Annotated in this window: 21 protein-coding genes; 15 read left to right on the top strand and 6 right to left on the bottom strand. The window is 58.4% G+C overall.

Annotated elements, in window-relative coordinates:
* Positions 1–87: 87 nt before the first annotated feature.
* Positions 88–432, top strand: a complete 345-nt coding sequence (locus tag V7Q49_RS21850) for a HigA family addiction module antitoxin (protein WP_333855140.1) — start codon at positions 88–90, stop codon at positions 430–432.
* Between the two features lie 75 nt (positions 433–507).
* Here the strand turns inward: V7Q49_RS21850 and V7Q49_RS21845 are convergent, their stop codons facing one another.
* Positions 508–858 carry a type II toxin-antitoxin system HicB family antitoxin gene (locus tag V7Q49_RS21845; protein WP_333855138.1) on the bottom strand — a complete coding sequence of 117 codons (351 nt, stop codon included), beginning with the start codon at positions 856–858 and terminating at the stop codon, positions 508–510.
* A gap of 470 nt (positions 859–1,328) precedes the next feature.
* On the opposite strand from V7Q49_RS21845, the gene V7Q49_RS21840 reads away from it, so the two are divergent.
* Together V7Q49_RS21840 and V7Q49_RS21835 are read left to right on the top strand one after the other, a co-directional pair.
* Positions 1,329–1,766, top strand: coding sequence for a hypothetical protein (locus V7Q49_RS21840; protein WP_333855136.1), 438 nt, complete (start codon positions 1,329–1,331; stop codon positions 1,764–1,766).
* Positions 1,767–1,859: 93 nt separating this feature from the next.
* On the top strand, positions 1,860–2,033 hold the full coding sequence (locus tag V7Q49_RS21835) for a hypothetical protein (protein WP_333855134.1): 174 nt from the start codon (positions 1,860–1,862) through the stop codon (positions 2,031–2,033).
* A 64-nt stretch (positions 2,034–2,097) separates the two neighbouring features.
* Here the strand turns inward: V7Q49_RS21835 and V7Q49_RS21830 are convergent, their stop codons facing one another.
* A complete protein-coding gene (locus V7Q49_RS21830) occupies positions 2,098–2,616 on the bottom strand; it encodes a DUF6622 family protein (RefSeq protein ID WP_333855132.1) in 519 nt (172 codons plus the stop codon).
* 585 nt (positions 2,617–3,201) lie between these two features.
* On the opposite strand from V7Q49_RS21830, the gene V7Q49_RS21825 reads away from it, so the two are divergent.
* The 7 genes from V7Q49_RS21825 (at position 3,202) to V7Q49_RS21795 (ending at position 8,089) form a co-directional block, all read left to right on the top strand.
* Positions 3,202–3,387: a general stress protein gene (locus V7Q49_RS21825; protein WP_103180815.1), complete on the top strand. Its 186-nt coding sequence runs from the start codon at positions 3,202–3,204 to the stop codon at positions 3,385–3,387.
* Positions 3,388–3,479: 92 nt separating this feature from the next.
* Positions 3,480–3,974 (top strand): YciE/YciF ferroxidase family protein, encoded by a 495-nt coding sequence (locus V7Q49_RS21820; RefSeq protein ID WP_032613377.1) that lies wholly within the window; start codon positions 3,480–3,482, stop codon positions 3,972–3,974.
* A 31-nt stretch (positions 3,975–4,005) separates the two neighbouring features.
* Complete coding sequence (locus V7Q49_RS21815; protein WP_333855127.1) at positions 4,006–4,512, top strand: ferritin-like domain-containing protein; 507 nt, start codon at positions 4,006–4,008, stop codon at positions 4,510–4,512.
* Positions 4,513–4,527: 15 nt separating this feature from the next.
* On the top strand, positions 4,528–5,400 hold the full coding sequence (locus V7Q49_RS21810; RefSeq protein WP_333855125.1) for a manganese catalase family protein: 873 nt from the start codon (positions 4,528–4,530) through the stop codon (positions 5,398–5,400).
* A gap of 75 nt (positions 5,401–5,475) precedes the next feature.
* A complete protein-coding gene (locus V7Q49_RS21805) occupies positions 5,476–6,879 on the top strand; it encodes a cytochrome ubiquinol oxidase subunit I (RefSeq protein ID WP_333855123.1) in 1,404 nt (467 codons plus the stop codon).
* Complete coding sequence (cydB, locus tag V7Q49_RS21800; protein ID WP_333855121.1) at positions 6,879–7,889, top strand: cytochrome d ubiquinol oxidase subunit II; 1,011 nt, start codon at positions 6,879–6,881, stop codon at positions 7,887–7,889. Before V7Q49_RS21805 ends, cydB begins: the two co-directional genes overlap by 1 nt.
* 29 nt (positions 7,890–7,918) lie before the next feature.
* Complete coding sequence (locus V7Q49_RS21795; RefSeq protein ID WP_333855119.1) at positions 7,919–8,089, top strand: hypothetical protein; 171 nt, start codon at positions 7,919–7,921, stop codon at positions 8,087–8,089.
* Between the two features lie 48 nt (positions 8,090–8,137).
* On the opposite strand, the gene V7Q49_RS21790 is transcribed toward V7Q49_RS21795, so the two are convergent.
* The 4 genes from V7Q49_RS21790 to V7Q49_RS21775 are packed head-to-tail and all read right to left on the bottom strand — an operon-like array spanning position 8,138 to position 10,629.
* Positions 8,138–9,124 (bottom strand): SDR family oxidoreductase, encoded by a 987-nt coding sequence (locus V7Q49_RS21790; RefSeq protein ID WP_333855117.1) that lies wholly within the window; start codon positions 9,122–9,124, stop codon positions 8,138–8,140.
* 9 nt (positions 9,125–9,133) lie between these two features.
* Complete coding sequence (locus V7Q49_RS21785; RefSeq protein WP_307763218.1) at positions 9,134–9,658, bottom strand: 2-oxo-tetronate isomerase; 525 nt, start codon at positions 9,656–9,658, stop codon at positions 9,134–9,136.
* Complete coding sequence (locus V7Q49_RS21780) at positions 9,655–10,107, bottom strand: DUF421 domain-containing protein (RefSeq protein ID WP_333855114.1); 453 nt, start codon at positions 10,105–10,107, stop codon at positions 9,655–9,657. Before V7Q49_RS21780 ends, V7Q49_RS21785 begins: the two co-directional genes overlap by 4 nt.
* Positions 10,108–10,116: 9 nt before the next feature.
* Positions 10,117–10,629 (bottom strand): hypothetical protein, encoded by a 513-nt coding sequence (locus V7Q49_RS21775; protein WP_333855112.1) that lies wholly within the window; start codon positions 10,627–10,629, stop codon positions 10,117–10,119.
* Between the two features lie 142 nt (positions 10,630–10,771).
* Between V7Q49_RS21775 and V7Q49_RS21770 the strand changes: the two genes are divergently transcribed.
* The 5 genes from V7Q49_RS21770 to V7Q49_RS21750 all read left to right on the top strand — a co-directional run bounded on the left by V7Q49_RS21770 (position 10,772) and on the right by V7Q49_RS21750 (position 22,339).
* Complete coding sequence (locus V7Q49_RS21770; RefSeq protein WP_333855110.1) at positions 10,772–11,164, top strand: YdeI family stress tolerance OB fold protein; 393 nt, start codon at positions 10,772–10,774, stop codon at positions 11,162–11,164.
* 278 nt (positions 11,165–11,442) lie between these two features.
* Positions 11,443–13,065 carry a ShlB/FhaC/HecB family hemolysin secretion/activation protein gene (locus tag V7Q49_RS21765; RefSeq protein WP_333855176.1) on the top strand — a complete coding sequence of 541 codons (1,623 nt, stop codon included), beginning with the start codon at positions 11,443–11,445 and terminating at the stop codon, positions 13,063–13,065.
* The gene (locus V7Q49_RS21760; RefSeq protein ID WP_333855106.1) at positions 13,065–13,613 is read left to right on the top strand and encodes a toxin-activating lysine-acyltransferase; all 549 of its coding nucleotides are present in this window, start codon (positions 13,065–13,067) and stop codon (positions 13,611–13,613) included. Before V7Q49_RS21765 ends, V7Q49_RS21760 begins: the two co-directional genes overlap by 1 nt.
* Positions 13,606–22,098: a two-partner secretion domain-containing protein gene (locus tag V7Q49_RS21755; protein WP_333855104.1), complete on the top strand. Its 8,493-nt coding sequence runs from the start codon at positions 13,606–13,608 to the stop codon at positions 22,096–22,098. The genes V7Q49_RS21760 and V7Q49_RS21755 overlap by 8 nt, the downstream gene beginning before the upstream one ends.
* Positions 22,091–22,339: a hypothetical protein gene (locus V7Q49_RS21750; protein WP_333855102.1), complete on the top strand. Its 249-nt coding sequence runs from the start codon at positions 22,091–22,093 to the stop codon at positions 22,337–22,339. Before V7Q49_RS21755 ends, V7Q49_RS21750 begins: the two co-directional genes overlap by 8 nt.

The following is a 22,339-nucleotide window of genomic DNA, read 5'->3' as shown; positions in this document are numbered from 1 at the left end:
ACAAACGCACTTGAGCACAGTGCGTGAGTGCATTACACTGCCCTACGCTTTCAGATGGGGATACCCGCTAAACAAGGCAGGTCATAAATGGCATTCACAAACAGCACCCGTAAACCCACTACACCCGGCGATATTCTGCTTAACGAGTTTCTTGAGCCGCTGCATTTAAAAATTGCCGATCTGGCCGTGATGCTAAACGTGCACAGAAACAGCGTCAGCGCGCTGGTCAATAACAACCGAAAGCTGACCACAGACATGGCCGTGCGGCTTGCCCGGGCATTTGATACCACCATTGAGTTCTGGCTGAACCTGCAGCTGAATGTCGATATCTGGGATATTCAGCATGACGAGCGCATGCAGGCGGAGCATCGGCAGATCATCACCGCCGCAGAGATGCTGGCGAAGAGAAAAGCGCCATCGTCTGTGGCTTAATGCTGCCACGATATGATCTTATGACTGCGGGCCCTTTATTGGCCCGCATAGAGATAAACATTGATCTGGACGCACTTAGACCAACGCCAGTTCACGTTCTAATACTTCAACAATTAATTGGTTCTTAGAAATTGCATGCTGTTTAGCTACGGCTGTCAGCCGTGCGCCCAGACGCCCAGATACACGAACAGTCAGACGTTCCTGTTGCTCTTCGCGAAATGGTTGAATACCTTCTTCACGACAATCCTGTAGATATTCTGCCAGAGAGGTTTCTCCCTCTTTTTGCAGACCGGCGATGCTGTCCGCGACAAAATCACAGTAACCAGAAACATTAAGAAACTTACCGCGAAACGCACCGATTTCAGCCTCAAAGGTAATGATTGCGGGTTGCCCCTGAATCATCATGATTTTGCTGATATATGCCATTTTCCCCTCCCGTGAAGTGTTTCGACCCTGATTATCTCTGATCCTGACGGAGACGAAGTGTGACATGAGCACCGCAACCAACAAACCAGGATAACGACGTGCAACATCATTATTGCGCACCGTCTTCCCGTTGAACTGCAACAATTCCTCGCATTTCCCCTGTTTCTGAAGACGCCTCGCAGGAATGAAATCTGTCTTATTTCCCTTCTTTAACAGTGGCTATTTGCGGCGTAGGGTGTCTGCACGCCAGCAACATCTGGCGTCGGGATTGGCATCCTGCATAACATACTGGTAGCGCGAGGCTTTTTTTGCGCTATGCGTCCGGCTACACTCTAGGGTGGGCCGGGCGAGGGCGCTGAAAAGCGCGCCGGTTATCAGTATGTCCGGTTATGCCAACCTCGTCCGGCTCCGCCACCATTGGAAATTGGCATTTCCTGTGGCGGCGATAAACACATACTGAGGTTATTTATATGGCTACTATCAACCCACTCATTACCGCCCCCTTCGACCACAACACTGATTTCACCGAACTGGCCGATAACTGTGAACGTTTCTGTGAAGCGATGCTGTGCGAAGAGGATCCGACCATGAAAACCGCCCTGTGCGGCCGTCTCGCTGCCTGCCTGGCGCTACTGAAGCCGACGCTGCATGAACCCATTCCCCGGAATCTTGAGGCATATCTCACCGTCGATACCCTGCCCCTGTATCAGCCGGAATTTGCGCCGGAATCCGATGCGCTTTGCGGTTATTGTGAAGCGATTGCCAGACTATTAATCAGCAATACGCTGGCACCGGATACCGCACGCATCATGAGCGATCTGCTGGCAGAGTTAACCGGCTATTTTGCCGAGCGCCTGAAGGCGCCGCGCTGGCTGGCAACCGAGACTGGTGTGGAGTGGATTAACTGATGTGAAGGTTTCCTCTCACGATAACGTGAGGGGAAGATAACTGCTAAAGAATGCAAATAAAATTAGATGGTTAAAAATCTACCGGGAGACATGATGATCAAGCAAAACAAAAAAATCGACTCCGTTAAAGCGATTGCTGCAGCCCAACGCGCCGTAGATTTCTGGGCAACGATTGATGGCAACAAGCTTGCACGCGTAGGCGAGCGTGAAAAAAAAATGGACCTCGTTGGGCCAACAAAGAAGGCTGGATGCATCAAATTCGATTAACGAGGTCTCTCCGACGTGACGCGTTCAGCCGCTCCCCACTAAACGAGAAGCACGGCTGTGAAAATCACCCCGCCTCCTGCACCTCCGCCGCCCGATACACCCGCACATAGCGCGCAAACTTGCCGACAAACACCCCGGCGAACAGCCCCCCGGTGATGATGGCGAACGCGCTCACCCCAGGTCGCTGTAGCACCTCGGGAGCGATGGCGCTCATCACCCCCAGGACATATTTCACCGCAAAGGCCAGCATCATAAACGGCAGGGCCGAGTAGTCCGCCTCACGAAAGATACTGCGCGGAGCGGCGGCGCGCGCCACTGCCGTGCGTTTGATCAGGATATAGCCTATCGCCGCGCCGCTGAGTAATCCCACCAGCCACAGAGAGCCGGTAGCCAGCGTTAGCTTGCGGAAAATCAACAGATCGTAGATATCCCAGAGCAGAAAAATGGCCGGGATGATGGCCAGCTTCTCCAGCGCCACGGTCGCCGGTTTGCGCGCCCGGATGCCCCGGCTTATCAGAAACAGCAGTATGACATACACCCAAACCGGGGTGTGGATCAGGATACCCGAAATGAAATCAATCATATGGCTCACCGTTGCAGCTACCAGGATGACACCGCGTCAACGCTCCGGTTCAGTATTGCGTATAGCTTCCGGTTCGCCCTCATACTTTAATCGGGTATTTAATTCCGCGCTTCGCTTACCCTTTTTGGAGTAGCATTTTCCATGAATGACTGTAATCCATGCATAATATACCCTGGCGCTTCGCTAGATTATTTTTTAGCCACACTTCCGCGCTGCGAATAATATAAAAAACCAATTAAGACTAATCCCACGTATTTTTATTTTATATACGCTATGTATCGCTTACCTAAAATGTAAACAACTGTAAAGAGCCCCGCCGCGTCTGGACTCGCGCGTTTCAACGAGACAGAGAAAAACGTACAAAGCCGCTATCCCGGAAGGTCGTTTGATAACATAACCTTGAGGGAAAATAGCCAAAAAACAAGCGAACCGATATTTCTCCCAACTCATCATGCGGACTGAAAATTATTCCAAAATTCCGGTTTGACTCTTCAAAAATACTGTCTAAATTTAATTCTGAACGACAACGGATACGAATAAAAACGTATCTTACTGACATAAACGATGTATATGAGGAAACATAATATGGCAGAGCAACGTGGTGGTTCAGGTAATTTCGCACAGGATCGTGAAAAGGCCTCTGAAGCTGGCAAAAAAGGTGGACAGCAAAGCGGCGGTAATTTCAAAAACGATCCGCAACGCGCTTCTGAAGCAGGTAAAAAAGGGGGTCAGCATAGCCATGGTGGCGGACGTAAATCTGACAACTCTTAATTCATCTCATTATTAAAACCTGTTCTTCACTTTAATCGGTACTCTGCGAGTCCGCGGGCTCGCAGAATTTTTATGTCACTGGAGAAAAGCGTATGAATATGAAAAGCATAGAGGATGTCTTTATTCACCTGCTCTCTGACACTTACAGTGCAGAGAAACAGCTGACCCGTGCACTGGCAAAATTGTCCCGCGAAGCCGCCAGCCCGGATCTGAGCGCTGCGTTTAAAGCGCACCTGGAAGAGACCCACGGCCAGATTGAACGTATCGATCAGATCGTGGAGAAAACGCCGAATATTAAACTGAAAAGAATGAAATGCGTTGCAATGGAAGGCTTAATTGAAGAAGCCAATGAAGTCCTTGAAAGCACAGAAAAAAATGAAGTACGCGATGCGGCGCTGATCGCTGCGGCGCAAAAAGTCGAACACTACGAAATTGCCAGCTATGGCACGCTCGCCACCCTGGCGGAACAATTAGGTTATACCCAGGCGGTAAAATTATTAGCCGAGACGCTGGAAGAAGAGAAATCCACCGATCTTAAACTCACCGATCTGGCCGTCGGTAATATTAATCAGAAAGCGGAAAAGTAAGACTGAATTAACCGAACCCGAGGAAGAAAATATGAATCACGTAGAACACTACCATGACTGGCTACGCGATGCTCACGCCATGGAAAAGCAAGCCGAATCAATGCTCGAATCAATGGCCAGCCGCATCGATAATTACCCTGATGTCCGCGCCCGAATTGAACAGCATATTACTGAAACAAAACACCAAATTACCCTGCTGGAAGAGATCCTCGATCGCAACGATATTTCCCGCTCGGTGCTGAAAGACTCTGTGAGCAAAATGATGGCGTTCGGTCAGTCTGTCGGCGGCATCGCCGCGTCGGATGAAATTGTTAAAGGTTCTATTAGCGGCTACGTTTTCGAGCAGTTCGAAATCGCCTGCTATACCTCCCTGCTGGCCGCAGCGAAAAAAGCCGGAGACGTGGCATCCGTTCCCGCTATCGAATCTATCCTCGCGGAAGAGCAGCGCATGGCCGACTGGCTTATCCAGCATATCCCCAACACCACGGAACAATTCCTCCTGCGCGCTGACGCTGAAGGCGTTGAAGCGAAAAAATAAAACAGGAGTGAGCCTATGTTTCGACACGTAAAACAGTTGCAATACACCGTCCGCGTCGCTGAGCCAAATCCCGGCCTCGCAAACCTGCTGCTCGAACAGTTTGGCGGCCCTCAGGGCGAGCTGGCTGCCGCCTGCCGTTACTTCACCCAGGGTCTGGGGGATGACGATCCGGGTCGCCGCGAAATGCTGATGGATATCGCGACCGAAGAGCTGAGCCACCTCGAAATCATCGGCACGCTGGTCGGTATGCTGAATAAAGGGGCCAAAGGCGAGCTGGCGGAAGGCACCGAAAGCGAAGCGGAACTGTACCGCTCCCTGACGCAAAACGGTAACGACAGCCATGTCACTTCCCTGCTGTACGGCGGTGGGCCATCGCTGACCAACTCCGGCGGCGTGCCGTGGACGGCGGCCTATGTCGACACCATTGGCGAAGTCACCGCCGATCTGCGTTCGAATATCGCAGCGGAAGCGCGCGCCAAAATTATCTATGAACGTCTGATTAACGTTACCGACGATGTCGGGGTAAAAGATACCCTCGCGTTCCTGATGACCCGTGAGGTCGCGCACCAGCTCTCGTTTGAGAAGGCGCTACAGTCGATTCGCAATAATTTCCCACCGGGGAAACTGCCGCCTATCGAACAATATTCAACCACCTACTACAATATGTCTGCGGGTGACGATCTTCGCGGCAGCTGGAACAGCGACGAAAACTTTGAGTACGTCGCCGATCCACAACCCGCTGTTGACGGTGGCGACGGTGGCGCTCAGGTCACGCTATCAAAAGAGCAGGCCGCTCTGTTGAAAGCGATGGCGAAACGCACCGAGTCCGATCCAAAGGCCAATCCGTTGACTGGCGCGGAGCTGGGGGCCGGTAAGAAAAAACCGTAACCCCGCGCCGAAGTCCATGCTGTACCACGATGCCCCGTTTCTTACGGGGCATTTCGCTGACAGGGGTAGAGTACGATGTTCGAACTCGATGCGTTCCATCTCGCCAGGCTTCAGTTTGCCTTCACAGTGTCGTTTCACATTATCTTCCCGGCCTTAACCATCGGCCTCGCCAGCTATCTGGTGGTGCTTGAGGGCATGTGGCTACGGACGAAGAATGACGTCTGGCGTTCGCTGTATCACTTCTGGTTAAAAATCTTCGCCGTTAACTTCGGCATGGGCGTGGTCTCCGGCCTGGTGATGGCCTATCAGTTCGGTACCAACTGGAGCGGTTTTTCCCAGTTTGCCGGGAGCATCACCGGCCCGCTGCTCACCTATGAAGTCTTAACCGCCTTCTTCCTCGAAGCGGGTTTCCTCGGCGTGATGCTGTTTGGCTGGAACAAGGTCGGGCCCGGCCTGCACTTTTTTGCCACCTGCATGGTGGCGCTGGGCACCCTGATGTCCACCTTCTGGATCCTCGCCTCCAACAGCTGGATGCACACCCCGCAGGGCTTCAGCATCGAGAACGGCCAGGTGATCCCCGAGGACTGGTTTGCCATCATCTTTAACCCTTCGTTCCCTTATCGCCTGATCCACATGTCCATCGCCGCCTTCCTGAGCAGCGCCCTGTTTGTTGGCGCATCGGGGGCCTGGCATCTGCTGCGCGGCAACGACACCCCGGCGGTACGCAAAATGTTCTCAATGGCGCTGTGGATGGCGCTGCTGGTCGCGCCGATTCAGGCCTTTGTCGGGGATATGCACGGTCTGAACACCCTTGAGCATCAGCCGGCAAAAATCGCCGCCATTGAGGGGCACTGGGAAAATCCTCCCGGTGAAGCCACGCCGCTGCTGCTGTTTGGCGTACCAGATATGGAAGAGGAACGCACCAAATACGGGCTGGAGATCCCGGCGCTCGGCAGCCTGATCCTCACCCACAGTCTGGATAAGCAGGTTCCGGCGCTGAAAGATTTCCCGAAAGATGAGCGGCCCAACTCGCTGATCGTCTTCTGGTCGTTCCGCGTGATGGTCGGCCTCGGGCTGCTGATGATCCTGATGGGGGTCGCAAGCCTGTGGTTGCGCCGCCGCCGCCGTCTCTACCACTCTCGCCCGTTCCACTGGTTTGCCCTCTGTATGGGGCCCGCCGGGCTGGTGGCGCTGCTCGCAGGTTGGATCACCACCGAGGTGGGCCGCCAGCCGTGGGTGGTGTACGGCTATCTGCGCACCGTTGACGCGGTGTCGCTGCACAGCACCCTGCAGATGAGCATCAGCCTGCTGGCCTTTATCGTCGTCTACTGCTCGGTGTTTGGCGTGGGGTATGTCTATCTGGTGCGGTTGATTAAGAAAGGGCCGCAGCCGACGGACGAGCTTACGGTTAAAACCGACGGCAGGCCCGCGCGTCCGCTCTCGGCGGCAGAACCGGTACCGGAAGAGGAGAAACCATAATGGGCGTCGATATCTCAGTGATCTGGTTTGCCATCATCGTCTTCGCCACCCTGATGTACATCATTATGGATGGTTTCGATTTGGGTATCGGCATGCTCTTCTACTTTGAGCGCGATCCGCAGGCGCGGGACGTGATGGTCAACAGCGTCGCCCCGGTGTGGGACGGGAACGAAACCTGGCTGGTACTGGGGGGCGCGGGGCTGTTCGGCGCTTTCCCGCTGGCCTATGCGGTGATCATCGATGCCCTGACGATCCCCCTGACCGCCATGCTGATCGGCCTGATCTTCCGCGGCGTGGCCTTTGAGTTTCGCTTTAAAGCCACGCCGTCGCACCGCGCCTTCTGGGACTACTCCTTCGCCGGTGGCTCGCTGCTGGCGACCTTTAGCCAGGGCATTGTGGTGGGGGCGATGATTAACGGTTTCGACGTCGAGGGCCGTCGCTTTGCCGGTTCCGCGCTCGACTGGCTGACGCCCTTCAACCTCTTCTGCGGGCTGGGGCTGATGGTGGCCTATACCCTGCTGGGCACCACCTGGCTGATCATGAAAAGCGAGGGGGCGTTACAACAGCACATGCGGGATCTGACCCGCAAGGTACTGCTGGCGCTGCTGGGGGTGGTGGCGGTGGTCAGCGTCTGGACTCCGCTCGGCTGGCAGTATGTGTCCGAACGCTGGTTCTCGTTGCCTAACTTCTTCTACTTCCTGCCGGTGCCGCTGCTGGTGGCGGTATTTGGGGTCTGGATCTGGCGGCTTACCCGCAATCCGCACAGCCACGCCAGACCGTTTATTCTGACACTCGGGCTGATTTTCCTCGGCTTTAGCGGGCTGGGCATCAGCCTGTGGCCCAACATTATCCCGCCACGCATCACCATCTGGGATGCCGCCGCCCCGCCTTCCAGCCAGCTGTTTATGCTGGTGGGGACGCTGCTGATTATTCCGTTGATTTTGGTTTACACCGCCTGGAGTTATTACGTGTTCCGCGGCAAGGTGACGGATACCGAGGGTTATCACTAAGCTGCAGCATCGCCGGGTGGCGGAGGTAAATGCAAAACGGCAACTATGTTGCCGTTTTTAGTGTTTGCTCCCTCTCCCTGTGGGAGAGGGTCGGGGTGAGGGCATCAGGCCGCACCCTGCAACATCGCCGGGTGGCGGCTACGCCTTACCCGGCCTACAAAACCTACAACTACAAAACCCACAGCATGCACGACCCGTAGGCCCGGCAAGCAAAGCGCCGCCGGGCATTGCCGCACCCGGCCTACAGGCTACTTCCGCCGTCCGACACACTTCGCGATCAGCAGCAGCCCGGCCAGCGCGGCGGTGCCGAGCAGGGCTTTGCCCGGTACGCCGGAGGTGATGGCCGCGGCGCGGGATTTGGCCTCCGGAGAAAAACGCCCGTGCACCCGGTGCGCGCCGCCGACCGGTTCGCTCAGGTTGTCCCGCCGCTCAGGCGGGTTGAGCGTCTCCTCCATCTGCCCTTCCCAGGCTTTTTTCACCATCAGCCGGTCGAGAAAACCGGGGAACAGGAATTGGCCGACAATCGCCCCGATAGTGCTGCGCCCGACCCACAGCTCGCGCACCGGTCGCTGCGCCACGCTAAAGATGGCCTCGGCGGCGACCTCCGGCTGGAACACCGGCGCGACCGGACGCATGCTCCAGGCGAACTTGTTCCGCGCCCAGTCAAACTGCGGGGTGTTGAGCCCCGGCATCTGCACCATCACCAGATCCACGCCGCTGCGCTCGTGCATCAGCTCGGTACGCAGCGCGTCGGTAAAGCCGCGGATCGCCGCCTTGGCGCCACAGTAGGCCGACTGCAGCGGAATGGAGCGGTAGGCCAGCGCGGAGCCCACCTGAATAATCACTCCCCTGTCGCGGGGGACCATCTGCTCCATCGCCGCCCGCGTGCCGTTGACGCAGCCGAGATAGGTGACCTCCGTCACCCGGCGAAATTCATCGTCGGTGATGCTGTAAAACGGCGCCAGGGTGGTACACATGGCATTGTTGATCCACACGTCAATCGCGCCTAACCGGTCGGCCAGCGTCAGGGCCGCCTGGCTCAGCGCCGCGGCATCCACCACGTCCACGCTCACCGCATGGCAGTTCACGCCGTAGTTCGCCACCTCCGCCCGCGCGGCCTCCAGGCTATGATCATCGCGGGCAATAAGCCCCACGTCGTAGCCTGCCGCTGCAAAGCGCAGCGCCGTGGCCTTACCTACCCCAGCCGTTGCGCCGGTAATCACCACCACACTCATAACCTCTCCTTAATGCAGCTGCTTTTTCCAGTGCGGGATCTGCCGCAACAGTTCTGAGAGCGCATAGCGAACCGCTTTCTCAATCACGTCTTCACACTCGCCGGTGAAGTGCTGCACGGCGGTTGTCACCTCGCCGCGAAAGCACCAGCCAAACCAGACGGTCCCCGCCGGGGTGCCATCCTCGCCGCCGTCCGGCCCGGCATAGCCGCTGATGGCGATGCTGATATCCGCATCGGCCAGCTTCAGCGCCCCTTCGGCCATCTCACCCACCGTCTGGCTACTGACGGCGGTGTACTTTTCCAGGGTGGCATTGCTGACCCCCAGCACCTTGTGTTTGGCTTCATTGTTGAAAGTCACCACGCCGGTGCCAAAGAACGAAGCGGTATCCTTTTCTGCGCAGAGCGCCGAGGCCACATTGCCGCCGGTACAGGACTCGGCCGTGGTGAGCAGCCAGCCCAGATCGGTCAACACCGTCGAGACCTGACTGGTCAATTCCTTGGTCGTTTTAGCCTGGTTCCAGATATTTTCTTTCATGATTCACTCTCTTCGGGAATAATCGAAATATGCCCATTTCGTTCAAGGATTGCGTATTTAATTTTTTCCAACTGATATATGCCGTGATTTTGCCGGGCCGATACCAGAATATCGTCACAGGAGACATCCACCTTTTTTAATTTTTCGTTTTGTAACTCACCGTGCACCACCAGAATAACCGGGGAGCCATCGAGCATCGATTCCGCGCCGGAAATATATTTTTTTGCCACCCCGAACAGCATATCAATCATGACCAGCGTAATAATGGTTAGCATGGCACCAGTTACTGAAAAATCTTCCCCCAGCAGCGCCTGCTGGGTGGCCTCACTAATAATTAATAACAGGATCAGATCAAAGCTGGTCATTTGCAGCAGCGCCCGGCGTCCGGCAATTTTAAATACCACCAGCAGAATCAGATAAATTGCCACCGCCCTGAGTATCATTTCCATACTGGTCCCCTACGGATAGATAAATTGCCAGAAAGAGAGACCCGGCTGATTATTGACTGTGACAGTGGTGACGGTTTTACCGGGCCGATCCGGGTTGGTATAGAGCCAGACGGTAAAATCCTTCCGCGGTTTCGCTGCCTGATAAACCAGCACCAGCTCCCCGCCCTCGCTGTGCATTTCGTCAGGCTGCGGCCAGATATTATCGGTCTGCGTTCGCGCCATATATTCCCCACCAATACGCAGCGTCAGGGGGGCATTACTTTGACCCGTCAGGGTAATTTTCAACTCGACGGCAGATTGCAGTCGGCCAAAGCGCTGGTATTCCACCTGCACGCTGTGCGTGGGGTTGGTTTTTGTCGTTTCGCTAAAATATCCGCCGGAAAAAAGCCCCAGCAGCGCAGCGGCAATAATCAGCAATAGCAGAACGAAACCGAAGCGGCGGGCGTTGTATTCAAACTGCAGGGCAGCATGGTTTTGTTTCACACCGGGCAAAGGCGGGGATTTTTCTTTTGCGTTCGCCATATATCACCTCACCGTTTCGCTTATTAAGATTATACAGCCAGATGATTTTTATAGATAAAGTGGATTAAGACTGTTCCTGTTTGCAAAATAAAAAATAGCAACCAGGCTTAATCTGTCAAGCAAGTTAAACTAAGGAGGCAGTATGAAATTAACCGTCGCACCCTTATTGTGTTGTCTTTTAATCTCAACGGCGTATGCCGCAGATAAAGGTGGACTGGAGAAAGATGCTGCCCCTCCGCCGCCGCATTCTCTGGACGAGGGTTATCGCGGCACCGAGGATGCCAGAATCATGACCGTGGAGCAGGCTAAAGAGATGCACGATGGCGCGACCATCTCCCTGCGCGGGAATTTAATCGATGGCTCCGGTGGCGATAAATTTAAATTCCGCGATAAAACCGGCACTATTGATACGGTAATTCCGCAAGCCGTATTTGACGGACGCACGGTAAAACCCGATCAGATGATCAGCATTAATGGCAGTCTGGATAAAAAAATGACCCCGCCGGTCGTTCGTGTCGACCGTATTCAGAAATAGATATTAATTTCACTTAAGTTTCGCGTGGATATTCCCCCCACATCCACGTGAAACTCCCGATATATTCTTTCCAGAGCCGAACCTACCAGATTTGAGGAGCCCAAAACTCGGATAATTCTGTGCTTTAGGATTAATCCCCCTTTTTTTCCCTTCCCAATACTTAAACAATTTTACACAAATTCACATTGTATTCATTTTGCTTACACAGCAGGGATTCGCCGATGAAAGCCCGCCATAATATCGCCCTGATAATAACGACAGCCACTGGCCTGACGTTAATGTTCCCTGCCCTTGCCGCAGAGCCGGATAATCAATTTATTATTCAGCAGCAGCGCCAGAGAGCATTAGAGCAGCAATTAACCCCGCCCGTTCCCGATGTGCGTCTTTCCGAGCCGTCCTCCGGCTACGGCAAAATTGCCTTCCCGACGGAATCCCCTTGCTTCCCGATTAACCGCGTCGAGCTGAGCGGTCAGGACGCCCTGCCCCACTGGTTGCCGCTCCAGCGGATTGCGGACCAGGCCCAGGGCCGCTGTCTGGGCGGAAAAGGGATCAACCTGCTGATGAGCACCATGCAGAACCGCATCGTCGACCACGGCTGGATCACCACCCGCGTGCTGGCCCCGTCGCAGGATCTGAAGAGCGGGACGCTGAAACTGGCCATCGTGCCGGGCACCATTCGCCACGTGAAGCTCACCGAAGAGAGCGACGACTACATCCAGCTCTACAGCGCCTTCCCGGCCCACGAGGGGAACCTGCTGGATCTGCGCGATATTGAACAGGGGCTGGAAAACCTCCAGCGTCTGCCGACGGTCGAGGCCAACATGGAGCTGCTGCCGGGGGAGAACCCGGGCGAGAGCGACGTGGTCATCACCCGTAAGCAGAGCAAAATGTGGCGTATCGGCCTGTCGCTGGACGATGCCGGAACCGAAACCACCGGGCGCTACCAGGGCGGCGTCACCCTGTCGCTGGATAACCCCTTCTCCCTGAGCGACCTGCTGTATGTCTCGGCCAGCCACGATCTGAACGACAAAGGCGGCAAAGGCAGCAAAAACTACACCGCCCACTACTCGGTGCCCTTCGGCTACTGGATGCTGGGCGTCACCGGCAGCGACTATGACTACCACCAGACCGTCGCCGGCCTCAATCAGGATTATCGCTACAGCGGTAAAAGCAAAAACCTCGACATTCAGCTCAGCCGCGTGCTGCACCGCAGCGGCTCGCAAAAAACCACTTTCTCTTACGACGTGCTGGCGCGGGAGACCCGCAACTATATCGACGATACGGAAGTGGGCGTCCAGCACCGTCAGACCGCGGGCTGGCGTATCGGGCTGGATCATCGCCACTACATCGGCCAGGCGACGCTGGATGCAGGCATTAGCTACCAGCGCGGCACGCGCTGGTTTGGCGCTCAGCCTGCGCCGGAAGAGTACTGGGGCGATGCCACTGCGCTTAGCAAAATTACCCAGCTCAGCGCCGGACTCGATCTGCCGTTTGCCATCGGCTCGCAAAACTTCCGCTACAACGTCCAGTACCTGCGCCAGATCAGCAACACGCCGCTGACACCGCAGGATCAGTTCGCCATCGGCAACCGCTGGACGGTGCGCGGCTTTGACGGCGAGCGCACCCTGAGCGCCAGCCACGGCTGGTACGTGCGTAACGATCTCGCCTGGCGCACGCCGCTGCCGAATCAGGAGTTCTATCTGGGGGCCGACTACGGCGAAGTGGGCGGCTACAGCTCGGATCTGCAGGTGGGTAAACACCTGGCAGGCGGCGTGGCGGGCCTGCGCGGCAACGCCTTTAACACCGGCTACGACCTGTTCGCCGGGACGCCGTTCTCGAAGCCGGACGGCTTTGAAACCAGCGATCTCACGCTCGGCTTTAACCTGAACTGGAGCTGGTGATGCGCGTCGGACATCTGGATATCAAAGCGCCGCTGATCCTCGGCGGCCAGGAGAGCGAGGCCGAAGTGCTGGGGGCCACCGTCTGGCTGTGGATGCACTCCCCGATGCACCGGGACGCCCCGCTGCACGCCCTGCCCACCCTGCTGCTGCCGATCATCAAGCGCCAGCAGTACGTGCTGGTCAGCGAAAACGATCGCCCAATCTTTTTCCTCAGCTGGGCCAGCATGAACGAGGAGGCGGAAGCCCGCTACCTCACCCGCCCGGCCATCGAGATGAAAGAAGAGGACTGGGACAGCGGGGATCGGATCTGGTTCTGCGACTGGATCGCCCCCTTCGGCCATACCCCCGCGATGTATAACCTGATGCGCCGCGACATCTTCCCCGACCACGTCTGCCGCGCGCTGTATCACCGCGGCGCGGAACGTGGCAAGCGCGTGATGCTGTTCCACGGCAGCCACGTCAGCCGTCAACACGCCAGAGAGTGGCAACAGAATCACCCGCTCACCGTGAGCCTGCCGGAAGCGTTTAAAGGAACGAACCATGAATAAGAACCTGTACCGAATTGTCTTCAACAAAGCGCGCGGCATGCTGATGGTAGTGGCGGATATCGCCCGCTCCGGCCGCGCCGGTTCGTCCCGTTCTTCCGGCATCGGCCATACGCACAGCCAGCTTATCGGCAAGGTGAGCGCTATCAGCTTTAGTCTGTGGCTGGCGATGGGAGCCGTGCAGACGGCGCAGGCGGCTATCGTGGCGGACGCCGGTGCGCCAAAAAACCAGCAGCCAACGGTCATCAACAGCGCCAACGGCACGCCGCAGGTCAATATCCAGACCCCGTCCGCTGCCGGGGTGTCACGTAACAACTACACCCAGTTCGACGTGGACAGCAAAGGGGCGATCCTCAACAACTCGCACAAAAACGTGCAGACCAATATCGGTGGGATGGTGGCGGGCAACCCGTGGCTGGCAAAAGGCGAAGCCAAAGTGATCCTCAATGAGGTGAGCTCCCGCGACCCGAGCAAGCTGAACGGCATGATCGAAGTGGCCGGTAAAAAAGCCCAGGTGGTGATCGCCAACCCGTCGGGCATCACCTGTAGCGGCTGCGGCTTTATCAACGCCAACCGCGCCACCCTCACCACCGGCCAGCCGCAGATGAAGGACGGCGCGCTGACCGGGTTTAACGTCGAGCGTGGCGAAGTGGTGGTCGACGGCGCGGGGATGGACACCTCCGGCGCGGATTACACCGACATCATTGCCCGTTCGGTGAAGGTTAACGCCGGGCTGTGGGCCAACGATCTGAAGGTCACCACCGGGCGCAACAAGGTGGATGCCGCCCACGAGGTGATTGAAAAAGGCAGCGACGATCCCGCCACCCGTCCGCAGCTGGCGGTGGACGTCGCCAGCCTCGGCGGCATGTACGCGGGCAAAATCCGCATGGTCGGCACCGAGACTGGCGTCGGAGTGCGTAACGCCGGGGCCATTGGCGCTCAGGCGGGCAGCGTGACCATTTCCGCCGACGGGCGCATCGAGAACAGCGGCACCGTGCGCGCAGGCGACAGCGCCGGCCTGCACACCGCCAGCGAGCTCAACAACAGCGGCGTGATTACCGCCGCCAATAACGTCCGGGTCAACGCGGCAAGCCTCAACGCGAGCCAGCAGAGCGTGCTGGCCGCCGGGGTGAAAAGCGACGGCAAGCTCGCCGACGCGGGGGATCTTGAAATCAGCACCAGCGGTCAGCTCAGCGCCCACGGCCAAACCCTGGCGGGGGGTAATCTCAGCGCCCGCGGCCAGGGCGTGGACGTCAGCGGCAGCCAGACCCAGGCGAAACGTGTACTGCTCGACGGCGGTGCGGGGGATGTAAGCACCGCCAGCGCGAAGGTCAACGCCAGCGAACTGAACGTTCGCAGCGGTAAGATGCTCAACAACGCCGGGGGGACCCTGAGCGCGGAGACGATTAACCTCAGCGCCCACGACCTCAGCAACCAGCAAGGCAAAATCGCCCACAGCGGCAGCAGTGCTTTCGCAGTGGATCTGCCTGGCACCCTCAATAACCAGCAGGGGCAGATTGGCGCGGCCAACGGCGTGCAGCTCAAGGCTGACAACATCGACAACACCGCCGGACAGATCGTGGCGGTGGCGGGCAACACCCGCCTCGAGGCCGGGACGGTCAACAACCAGCAGGGGCTGATTTCTGCCGCTGCGGGCGAGAGTGAAATCGTCAGCCAGCAGGCGGTGAACAACGCCAAAGGCCGCATCGAGGCGGCGAAAACCCAGCGCATCAGCGCCGGGAGCCTCGACAACCAGCAGGGGGTGATTGTCGCCGATGGCGCAACCCTGGCCCTGAACGGCGGCGCGTTTGACAACCGTTCCGGCGCCCTGCTCTCTCAGGGCTCCCTTAGTCTTGAGAGCGGCGTGCTGAACAACCAGAGCGGCTTCCTGGCGAGCGACGGCGATTTCAGCCTCAACGCGGGCGCTGTCGACAATACCGACGGCCAGATCGGCGCGAACCGGACGTTGACCGCCGGTTTCGACTCGCTCAGCAACAGCGGCGGCGCGCTGAAATCGGTCGGGGCCATGACCCTGAGCGGCCGCCTGCTGGATAACAGCCACGGCACCACCTTCTCCGGGGATAGCCTCGCCTTTAACGGCGATACGCTGAACAACACCGCCGGGCAGCTGGCGGCGGCGAAGAGCCTCTCCCTGACCACCACGCAGCTCAGCAATAATACAGGCGTGCTGCAGGGCGACGGCGTGAACGTCACCGCCGGCGTGCTCGATAATAGCGCTGGTACCCTTAACAGCCTGGGGGCGCTGAACCTCTCGGCGGAGAGCCTTAATAACCAGGCCGGTACCCTGGCGGCCAGCGGCACGGCAGATATTGCGGCCACCAGCCTGGATAACCGCAACGGCGGACGGGTGATTGGCGAGGCCGATACCGCCCTGCACAGCCAGAGCCTGCAAAACGGCGGCGGGCAGATCCAGTCGGTGGGCGATCTGCTCCTCGACAGCGCCAGGGGAATGGTGGATAACGCTTCCGGGCTGATCCGCAGCGGCAAAAGCGTGACCCTTAATGCCCTGAACGTTATTAACCAGGATACCCTCGGCGCAAACCAGGGGCTGGAAGGCCAGAGCCTGACGCTGAACACCGGAACCCTGGATAACCAGCGCGGCAGCATCCTGGCGAATAACACGCTGGATATTCATAACAGCGGCGTGCTCAACAACAGCGCCGGGGCGTTGGCCTCCGGCGGCACGCTGGATCTCAGCGGCAGCGGACTGAATCTGATCAACGCGGGCGGCACCCTTAAAGCGGGTAAAACCCTGAGCGTGGAGGCGGCATCACTGGATGCCAGCGGCCAGCTGCTGTCGCTGGGGGATATGGATCTCCACAGCACCCGCGGCGTGAACAATACCGGCACCACCATCGCTAACGGCAACCTGACCTTCTCCACCGACGGCGATCTGACCAACAGCGGCCAGCTGATGGCGGGCAGCGCCCTCGACGTGCAGAGCGCCAACCTGACTAACCTCGCCAGCGGCGAAATCAATGCGGGCAGCACCACCCTGACCGCCACCGGCACGGTGCGCAATACCGGCCTGATCGACGGGATCGCCACCCGCATCAACGCCGATACCCTGACCAACATCGGCACCGGACGGATCTACGGCGATGCCGTGGGCGTGAATGCAATCACCTTCAACAACCTGGCGGAAAACGGCACCGCGGCAACGCTGGCCGGACGCGAGCAAGTGAACCTCGGCGTGCAGACGCTGAATAACGCCGATCACGGCCTGATCTACAGCGCGGGCAGTATGGCTATTGGCGGGGCGCTGGACGACAACGGCGCCGTCACCGGTCGCGCCGGGACCATTAACAACCACAGCTCGACCATCGAATCCGCCGGGGATATGGCGATTGCCGCCGGGCAGATCAACAACATCGACGACCACTTCTCCACCGAGGTGGTGCGGGTGTCGCAGGAAGATCTCACCGACTATCAGCACTCCGGTTCAACCAACCGCTGGAGTTCAACTGAGGACGGCGTCTGGGTGGATGACAACTCCTCGGACGGGCTGCGTAACCTGAATACGCCAGAAGATACCGGCGCCAATAACGACAACTTTAACCAGTACGACTACACCCGTACGATTGACGAAACGCGCATCAAAGAGAGCGACCCGGCGAAGATCCTCGCTGGCGGCAACCTGCTGATGACCGGCGACAAACTGTTTAACGACAAGAGCCAGGTGATCGCGGGCGGCACCCTGGCGATTGACCAGATGGGCAGCGTGCAGAACGAGGACGTACCCGGCCAGCGCTTTACTACCGATGAGGGCACCGTCACCCATTACTACCGCATTCGCCACAAAGGCGACGATGAACAGGGGCGCGACCGCACGGCCTACACGCCGCCAACCACCATTCAGGATATCGCCCTCAAACCGGGCCAGCTGATCAGCAACGGCAGCGTCGACGGAAGCAACCTCAGCATCACCCCGCTGGTGTTGTCGGGAACGGACGTGACCATTGGTCAGGCCGCGGGTGTAAAACCCGCGCCGCAGCAGACCGTTTCGCCGGGCGAGCCGGTGACCCCGCCTGCCGGACAGCAGTTTGAAGTGACTCCGGCCGATGGCGCGATCCGCATTATCGGCCCCAACACCACCCTGCCGGACAACAGCCTGTTCAAGGTGAACCCGTCGGCGGAGGTGCCGTATCTGGTGGAGACCGATCCGCGCTTTACCAACGAGCGCCAGTGGCTCGGCAGCGACTATATGCAGAACGCCTTTACCGCCGATGGTGACAGCACGCAGAAACGGCTGGGGGATGGCTACTACGAGCAGCGTCTGATCCGCGAGCAGGTGATTGGCATTACCGGCCAGCGCTATCTCGACGGCTACAACAACGACGAAGAGCAGTACAAAGCGCTGATGGATCGCGGCATCACCTTCGGCAAGCAGTACGACCTGAAGATCGGCGTGGCGCTGACGCCGGAGCAGATGGCGCTCCTGACCGGGGATATTGTCTGGCTGGTCAACACCCAGGTGAAAATGCCGGACGGCTCGATGGAGAACGTGCTGGTGCCGCAGGTTTACGCCAAAGTGAAACAGGGGGATATCGACGGCTCCGGGGCGCTGATTGCCGGGAACAACGTCTCCATCAAGCTCAACGGCGACCTGTTTAACCGTGGCACGATTGCCGGGCGCAAAGTGCTGCAGCTGGATGCCGACAACATCACCAACCAGACCGGCACCGTTCAGGGGGCGGACGTCAACCTGAACGCCCGCACCGATATCAACAACATCGGCGGTGCCATCGTGGGCGACAGCAGCGTGCTGGCCAGCGCCGGACGCGACATCAATCTCATCAGCACCACCACCCACGCCGAAAGCGTTAACGGCGAGAACAGCTTCGCCCGCACCACCCTCGACAGCGTTTCCGGCATTTACGTGCAGGGCGACGACGGTAAGCTGGCGCTGCAATCCGGGCGGGATATCACCCTGACCGGGGCGCAGGTGATCGCCAGCGGCGAGAACGGCAAAGCGCAGCTGGTGGCCGGGCGGGATATGACCCTGAATACGGTAGAGACCGCCAGCCGCGATAACCTGGTGTGGGATGCCGACAACAGCCTGAAGCAGGGGCAGACCAACAGCGTCGGCAGTGAAGTGACGGGCAAAGGCGACGTCACTCTGGCCGCCGGTAACGATCTCAACGCCCGCGCCGCTGCCCTCTCCGCCGGAGAGGCACTTAACGTCAGCGCCGGGAATAACCTGACCCTGGCAGCGGGTGAGAATACGCAGGATCTGGACGAACGGCATAAAGTGGTGGGCGGTAACGGCTGGCTGTCGAAAACCACCACCACCACCCGCGACCAGATTGATCGTCAGACGGTGGAGAGCAGCGAGCTGAACGGCAACACCGTTAACCTCACCGCCGGAAACGATCTCACCGTGCGCGGCAGCAACGTGGCGGGCACCGGGGATGTTTCTCTGCTGGCAGGCAATAACCTGAACATAGAGACCCAGGCCGAGCGCAATAACGAGCTGCACCAGAAGCAGGAGAAAAAATCGGGGCTGCTGAGCTCGGGCGGGATCGGCTTTAGCGTCGGCACCCAGAGCATCAAAACCACCGACACCGGCGCGGACGCCACCCAGGCGGGTAGCACGGTGGGCAGCGTCAACGGCGACCTGTCCCTGCGGGCGGGGGATCGCCTGACGGTGAGCGGCTCGGATCTGGTGGCCGGTCAGGATATGACGCTCACGGGTAAAAACGTCGATATTACGGCGGTGAATAACCGCAGCCAGCAGACCCACGAGGTGGAGCAGAAAACCTCCGGGCTGACCCTGGCGCTCTCCGGCACCGTCGGCAGCGCGCTGAACAGCGCCGTCGAGGCCTCGCAGCAGGCGAAATCCTCCGGCAGCAGCCGCCTGCAGGCGTTGCAGGGCGTGAAGGCGGCGCTCTCCGGCGTGCAGGCTGCCCAGGCCGGGCGGATGGACCAGGCGCTGGGCGCGGACAAATCAAACACCAACACCGTGGGTATCAGCCTCTCCTACGGCAGCCAGTCGTCGAAATCGACCCAGTACAGCGAGCAGAACACCGCTCAGGGCAGCACCCTCAACGCCGGGCGCGATCTCAGCGTGATCGCCACCGGCAGCGGCGCGCGCGGCGCGGACGGGGATCTGACCGTGGAGGGCAGCCAGCTGAAGGCGGGCAACGATATCACTCTTGCCGCCAACCGCGATCTGTACCTGCGCTCGGCGCAAAATACCCAGCTGCTGGACGGCAAAAACGAGAGCAAGGGCGGCAGCGTCGGGGTGGGCATCGGATACGGCTCCGGCGGTGCGGGCATCAACATCTCCGCCAGCGTTAACCGCGGCAAGGGCAACGAGAGCGGCAACGGCACCACCCACAGTGAGACCACCGTGGACGCGGGCCGCCAGGTGAATATCCTGACCGGACGTGATGCCACCCTGACCGGGGCCCAGGTAAGCGGCGAAACCGTGAAAGCGGACATTGGCCGTAACCTGACCCTCACCTCCGAGCAGGACAGCGATCGTTACGACTCGAAACAGCAGAACGCCAGCGCGGGCGGGAGCTTCAGCATCGGCTCCATGACCGGCTCGGCCAGCGTCAACGTCAGCCGCGACAAGATGCACAGCAACTACGACTCGGTGGTGGAACAGACCGGGATCTTCGCCGGCAAAGGCGGCTACGACGTGACCGTGGGCGAACATACCCAGCTCAACGGGGCGGTGATTGGCTCGACGGCGACCGCCGATAAAAACCGTCTCGATACCGGCACTATTGGCTTTAGCGATATCGAAAACCGCGCCGATTTCGAAGTGGAACACCAGAGCGTGGGCATGAGCACCGGGGGCAGCATCGGCAGCCAGTTTGCCGGCAACATGGCCAACGGCCTGCTGGTGGGCGCGAACCGCGACGGGCACGACAGCAGCACCACGCACGCTGCAGTATCGGACGGCACCCTGATCGTTCGCGACCAGGATCGTCAGGTTCAGGATGTCAACCAGCTCAGCCGCGACGTGGAGCATGCCAACCAGACGCTCTCCCCTATCTTCGATAAGGAGAAAGAGCAGGAGCGACTCCAGCAGGCGCAGCTGATCGGCGACATTGGCAATCAGGTGGCCGATATTGCCCGCACCGAGGGCAGCATTCGCGCCACCAACGCGGCGAAAGAGAAGCTGAACCACGTCAACGCGCAGGATCTGCAGGCGGCGAAAGCGGCGTGGGAGAAAGCCAACCCGGGCAAAACCGCGACGCTGGAAGATATTAACGGCCAGATCTACCAGACGGCGTACAACGATGCGATGAATGCCTCCGGCTTTGGCACCGGCGGAGAGTATCAGCGGGCGATTCAGGCGGCGACGGCAGCGGTTCAGGGGCTGGCCGGGAGCGATCTCAGCGCGGCCCTCGCCGGGGGTGCCGCTCCGTATCTGGCTGATGTCATTGGGCACCGCAGCGGGTTGAGCAACGAGGGCAAAGTTGCCGCGCACGCGGTGGTCAACGCTGCGCTCGCCGCCGCCCAGGGACAAAACGCGCTGGCGGGTGCTGCCGGTGCCGCCACGGGCGAACTGGTGGGGATGATCGCCCTCGAGATGTACGGCAAATCTGCCGATAAGCTGGATGAAACGCAGAAGCAGACGGTTTCTGCGCTGGCGACGCTGGCGGCGGGACTTTCCGGCGGACTGGTGGGCGACAGCTCTGCTTCTGCCGTGGCAGGCGCGCAGGCAGGCAAGACTACGGTTGAGAATAACTCCCTTGGCGACATCGCCGCGGCCCTGGCACAGGGTAAAACCACCGCGCAGGTCGCCGAAGAGCAGGTGAAGGCCGAAAACGAACGCTATAAGCGCGAAAACTGTGGCGGGATGAGCGCCGAAGCCTGCGCGGTTAAAATGTACACCGAGCGTCGGGAAGCGCTAAAAGATATGGCGTTGTTCGGTGTAGATTTTGTCCCGGTCGTGGGTGATATCAAGAGCTTCGCGGAAGCGCACAGTGCGCTTGATTATCTGGCGGCGACGATTGGCATCATTCCTGGCGCAGGGGATGTTGCGGGCAAAGCCATTAAGGGTGCGGAAAAGGCGCTTAAAGCAGGCGATCTGGAAGCGGCATCTAAGTTCATTAATGAAGCCAGCCATGAGATCAACATTAAATGGGTGGACGAAAATGCACGTATGAGTAATAGAGCCAGAGATTACAATGATTCTGCCTCCGGCGCTCGTTCCAATATTGAAACCAAAAAAGGGCAAGCACCCGCTATCGATCGCATTGATGATAAAGGAATTACTCGTCCTGTTCGTTTTGATGGAGTAGAGGGTAATATCATGATTGATCGTAAAATTTCGGTCGTGACAACGGCAAAAGCGAAAAACCAGGCGCTAAGACAATCGGAAGCACTCCAAAACAACGGCATGACTGGACGCTGGGAAGTGCCAAATCAGACACAGGCAAACCGCGCTCAAAAGATGTTTGATGAGCTCGGAATCAAAAACATAGAGGTTAAAATTGTCCATGAGTAATCCAAATCAATTAGTAAAAATTATCGCTGATTTCGCTATTTTCCTGGAATTTAATGATGAAGATACCCTAAATCCCGATGCTGCAATTGAGATGATGGAAAGCATTGCCGCCGATCTTGACCTGCTCAGCAATGACGAAAAAGCGAACCTTATTAAATCTTTTGAGGACATTTCAAAAATGTACAGTGGAGAGGAAGCTGACTTCGTCAAAGATCTGCCCGATACCTTTGGTTTGCGTTGA

It is taken from the genome of Leclercia sp., assembly GCF_036780805.1.
GTDB lineage: Bacteria > Pseudomonadota > Gammaproteobacteria > Enterobacterales > Enterobacteriaceae > Enterobacter.
This window is presented reverse-complemented; position numbering and strand designations above follow the sequence as displayed.

What these genes read in the sequence shown, in the direction of transcription:
- V7Q49_RS21850 (WP_333855140.1), top strand. Translation starts at nt 88, where the DNA reads ATGGCATTCACAAACAGCACCCGTAAACCCACTACACCCGGCGATATT.
- V7Q49_RS21845 (WP_333855138.1), bottom strand. Translation starts at nt 858, where the DNA reads ATGGCATATATCAGCAAAATCATGATGATTCAGGGGCAACCCGCAATC.
- V7Q49_RS21840 (WP_333855136.1), top strand. Translation starts at nt 1,329, where the DNA reads ATGGCTACTATCAACCCACTCATTACCGCCCCCTTCGACCACAACACT.
- V7Q49_RS21835 (WP_333855134.1), top strand. Translation starts at nt 1,860, where the DNA reads ATGATCAAGCAAAACAAAAAAATCGACTCCGTTAAAGCGATTGCTGCA.
- V7Q49_RS21830 (WP_333855132.1), bottom strand. Translation starts at nt 2,616, where the DNA reads ATGATTGATTTCATTTCGGGTATCCTGATCCACACCCCGGTTTGGGTG.
- V7Q49_RS21825 (WP_103180815.1), top strand. Translation starts at nt 3,202, where the DNA reads ATGGCAGAGCAACGTGGTGGTTCAGGTAATTTCGCACAGGATCGTGAA.
- V7Q49_RS21820 (WP_032613377.1), top strand. Translation starts at nt 3,480, where the DNA reads ATGAATATGAAAAGCATAGAGGATGTCTTTATTCACCTGCTCTCTGAC.
- V7Q49_RS21815 (WP_333855127.1), top strand. Translation starts at nt 4,006, where the DNA reads ATGAATCACGTAGAACACTACCATGACTGGCTACGCGATGCTCACGCC.
- V7Q49_RS21810 (WP_333855125.1), top strand. Translation starts at nt 4,528, where the DNA reads ATGTTTCGACACGTAAAACAGTTGCAATACACCGTCCGCGTCGCTGAG.
- V7Q49_RS21805 (WP_333855123.1), top strand. Translation starts at nt 5,476, where the DNA reads ATGTTCGAACTCGATGCGTTCCATCTCGCCAGGCTTCAGTTTGCCTTC.
- cydB (WP_333855121.1), top strand. Translation starts at nt 6,879, where the DNA reads ATGGGCGTCGATATCTCAGTGATCTGGTTTGCCATCATCGTCTTCGCC.
- V7Q49_RS21795 (WP_333855119.1), top strand. Translation starts at nt 7,919, where the DNA reads ATGCAAAACGGCAACTATGTTGCCGTTTTTAGTGTTTGCTCCCTCTCC.
- V7Q49_RS21790 (WP_333855117.1), bottom strand. Translation starts at nt 9,124, where the DNA reads ATGAGTGTGGTGGTGATTACCGGCGCAACGGCTGGGGTAGGTAAGGCC.
- V7Q49_RS21785 (WP_307763218.1), bottom strand. Translation starts at nt 9,658, where the DNA reads ATGAAAGAAAATATCTGGAACCAGGCTAAAACGACCAAGGAATTGACC.
- V7Q49_RS21780 (WP_333855114.1), bottom strand. Translation starts at nt 10,107, where the DNA reads ATGGAAATGATACTCAGGGCGGTGGCAATTTATCTGATTCTGCTGGTG.
- V7Q49_RS21775 (WP_333855112.1), bottom strand. Translation starts at nt 10,629, where the DNA reads ATGGCGAACGCAAAAGAAAAATCCCCGCCTTTGCCCGGTGTGAAACAA.
- V7Q49_RS21770 (WP_333855110.1), top strand. Translation starts at nt 10,772, where the DNA reads ATGAAATTAACCGTCGCACCCTTATTGTGTTGTCTTTTAATCTCAACG.
- V7Q49_RS21765 (WP_333855176.1), top strand. Translation starts at nt 11,443, where the DNA reads ATGTTCCCTGCCCTTGCCGCAGAGCCGGATAATCAATTTATTATTCAG.
- V7Q49_RS21760 (WP_333855106.1), top strand. Translation starts at nt 13,065, where the DNA reads ATGCGCGTCGGACATCTGGATATCAAAGCGCCGCTGATCCTCGGCGGC.
- V7Q49_RS21755 (WP_333855104.1), top strand. Translation starts at nt 13,606, where the DNA reads ATGAATAAGAACCTGTACCGAATTGTCTTCAACAAAGCGCGCGGCATG.
- V7Q49_RS21750 (WP_333855102.1), top strand. Translation starts at nt 22,091, where the DNA reads ATGAGTAATCCAAATCAATTAGTAAAAATTATCGCTGATTTCGCTATT.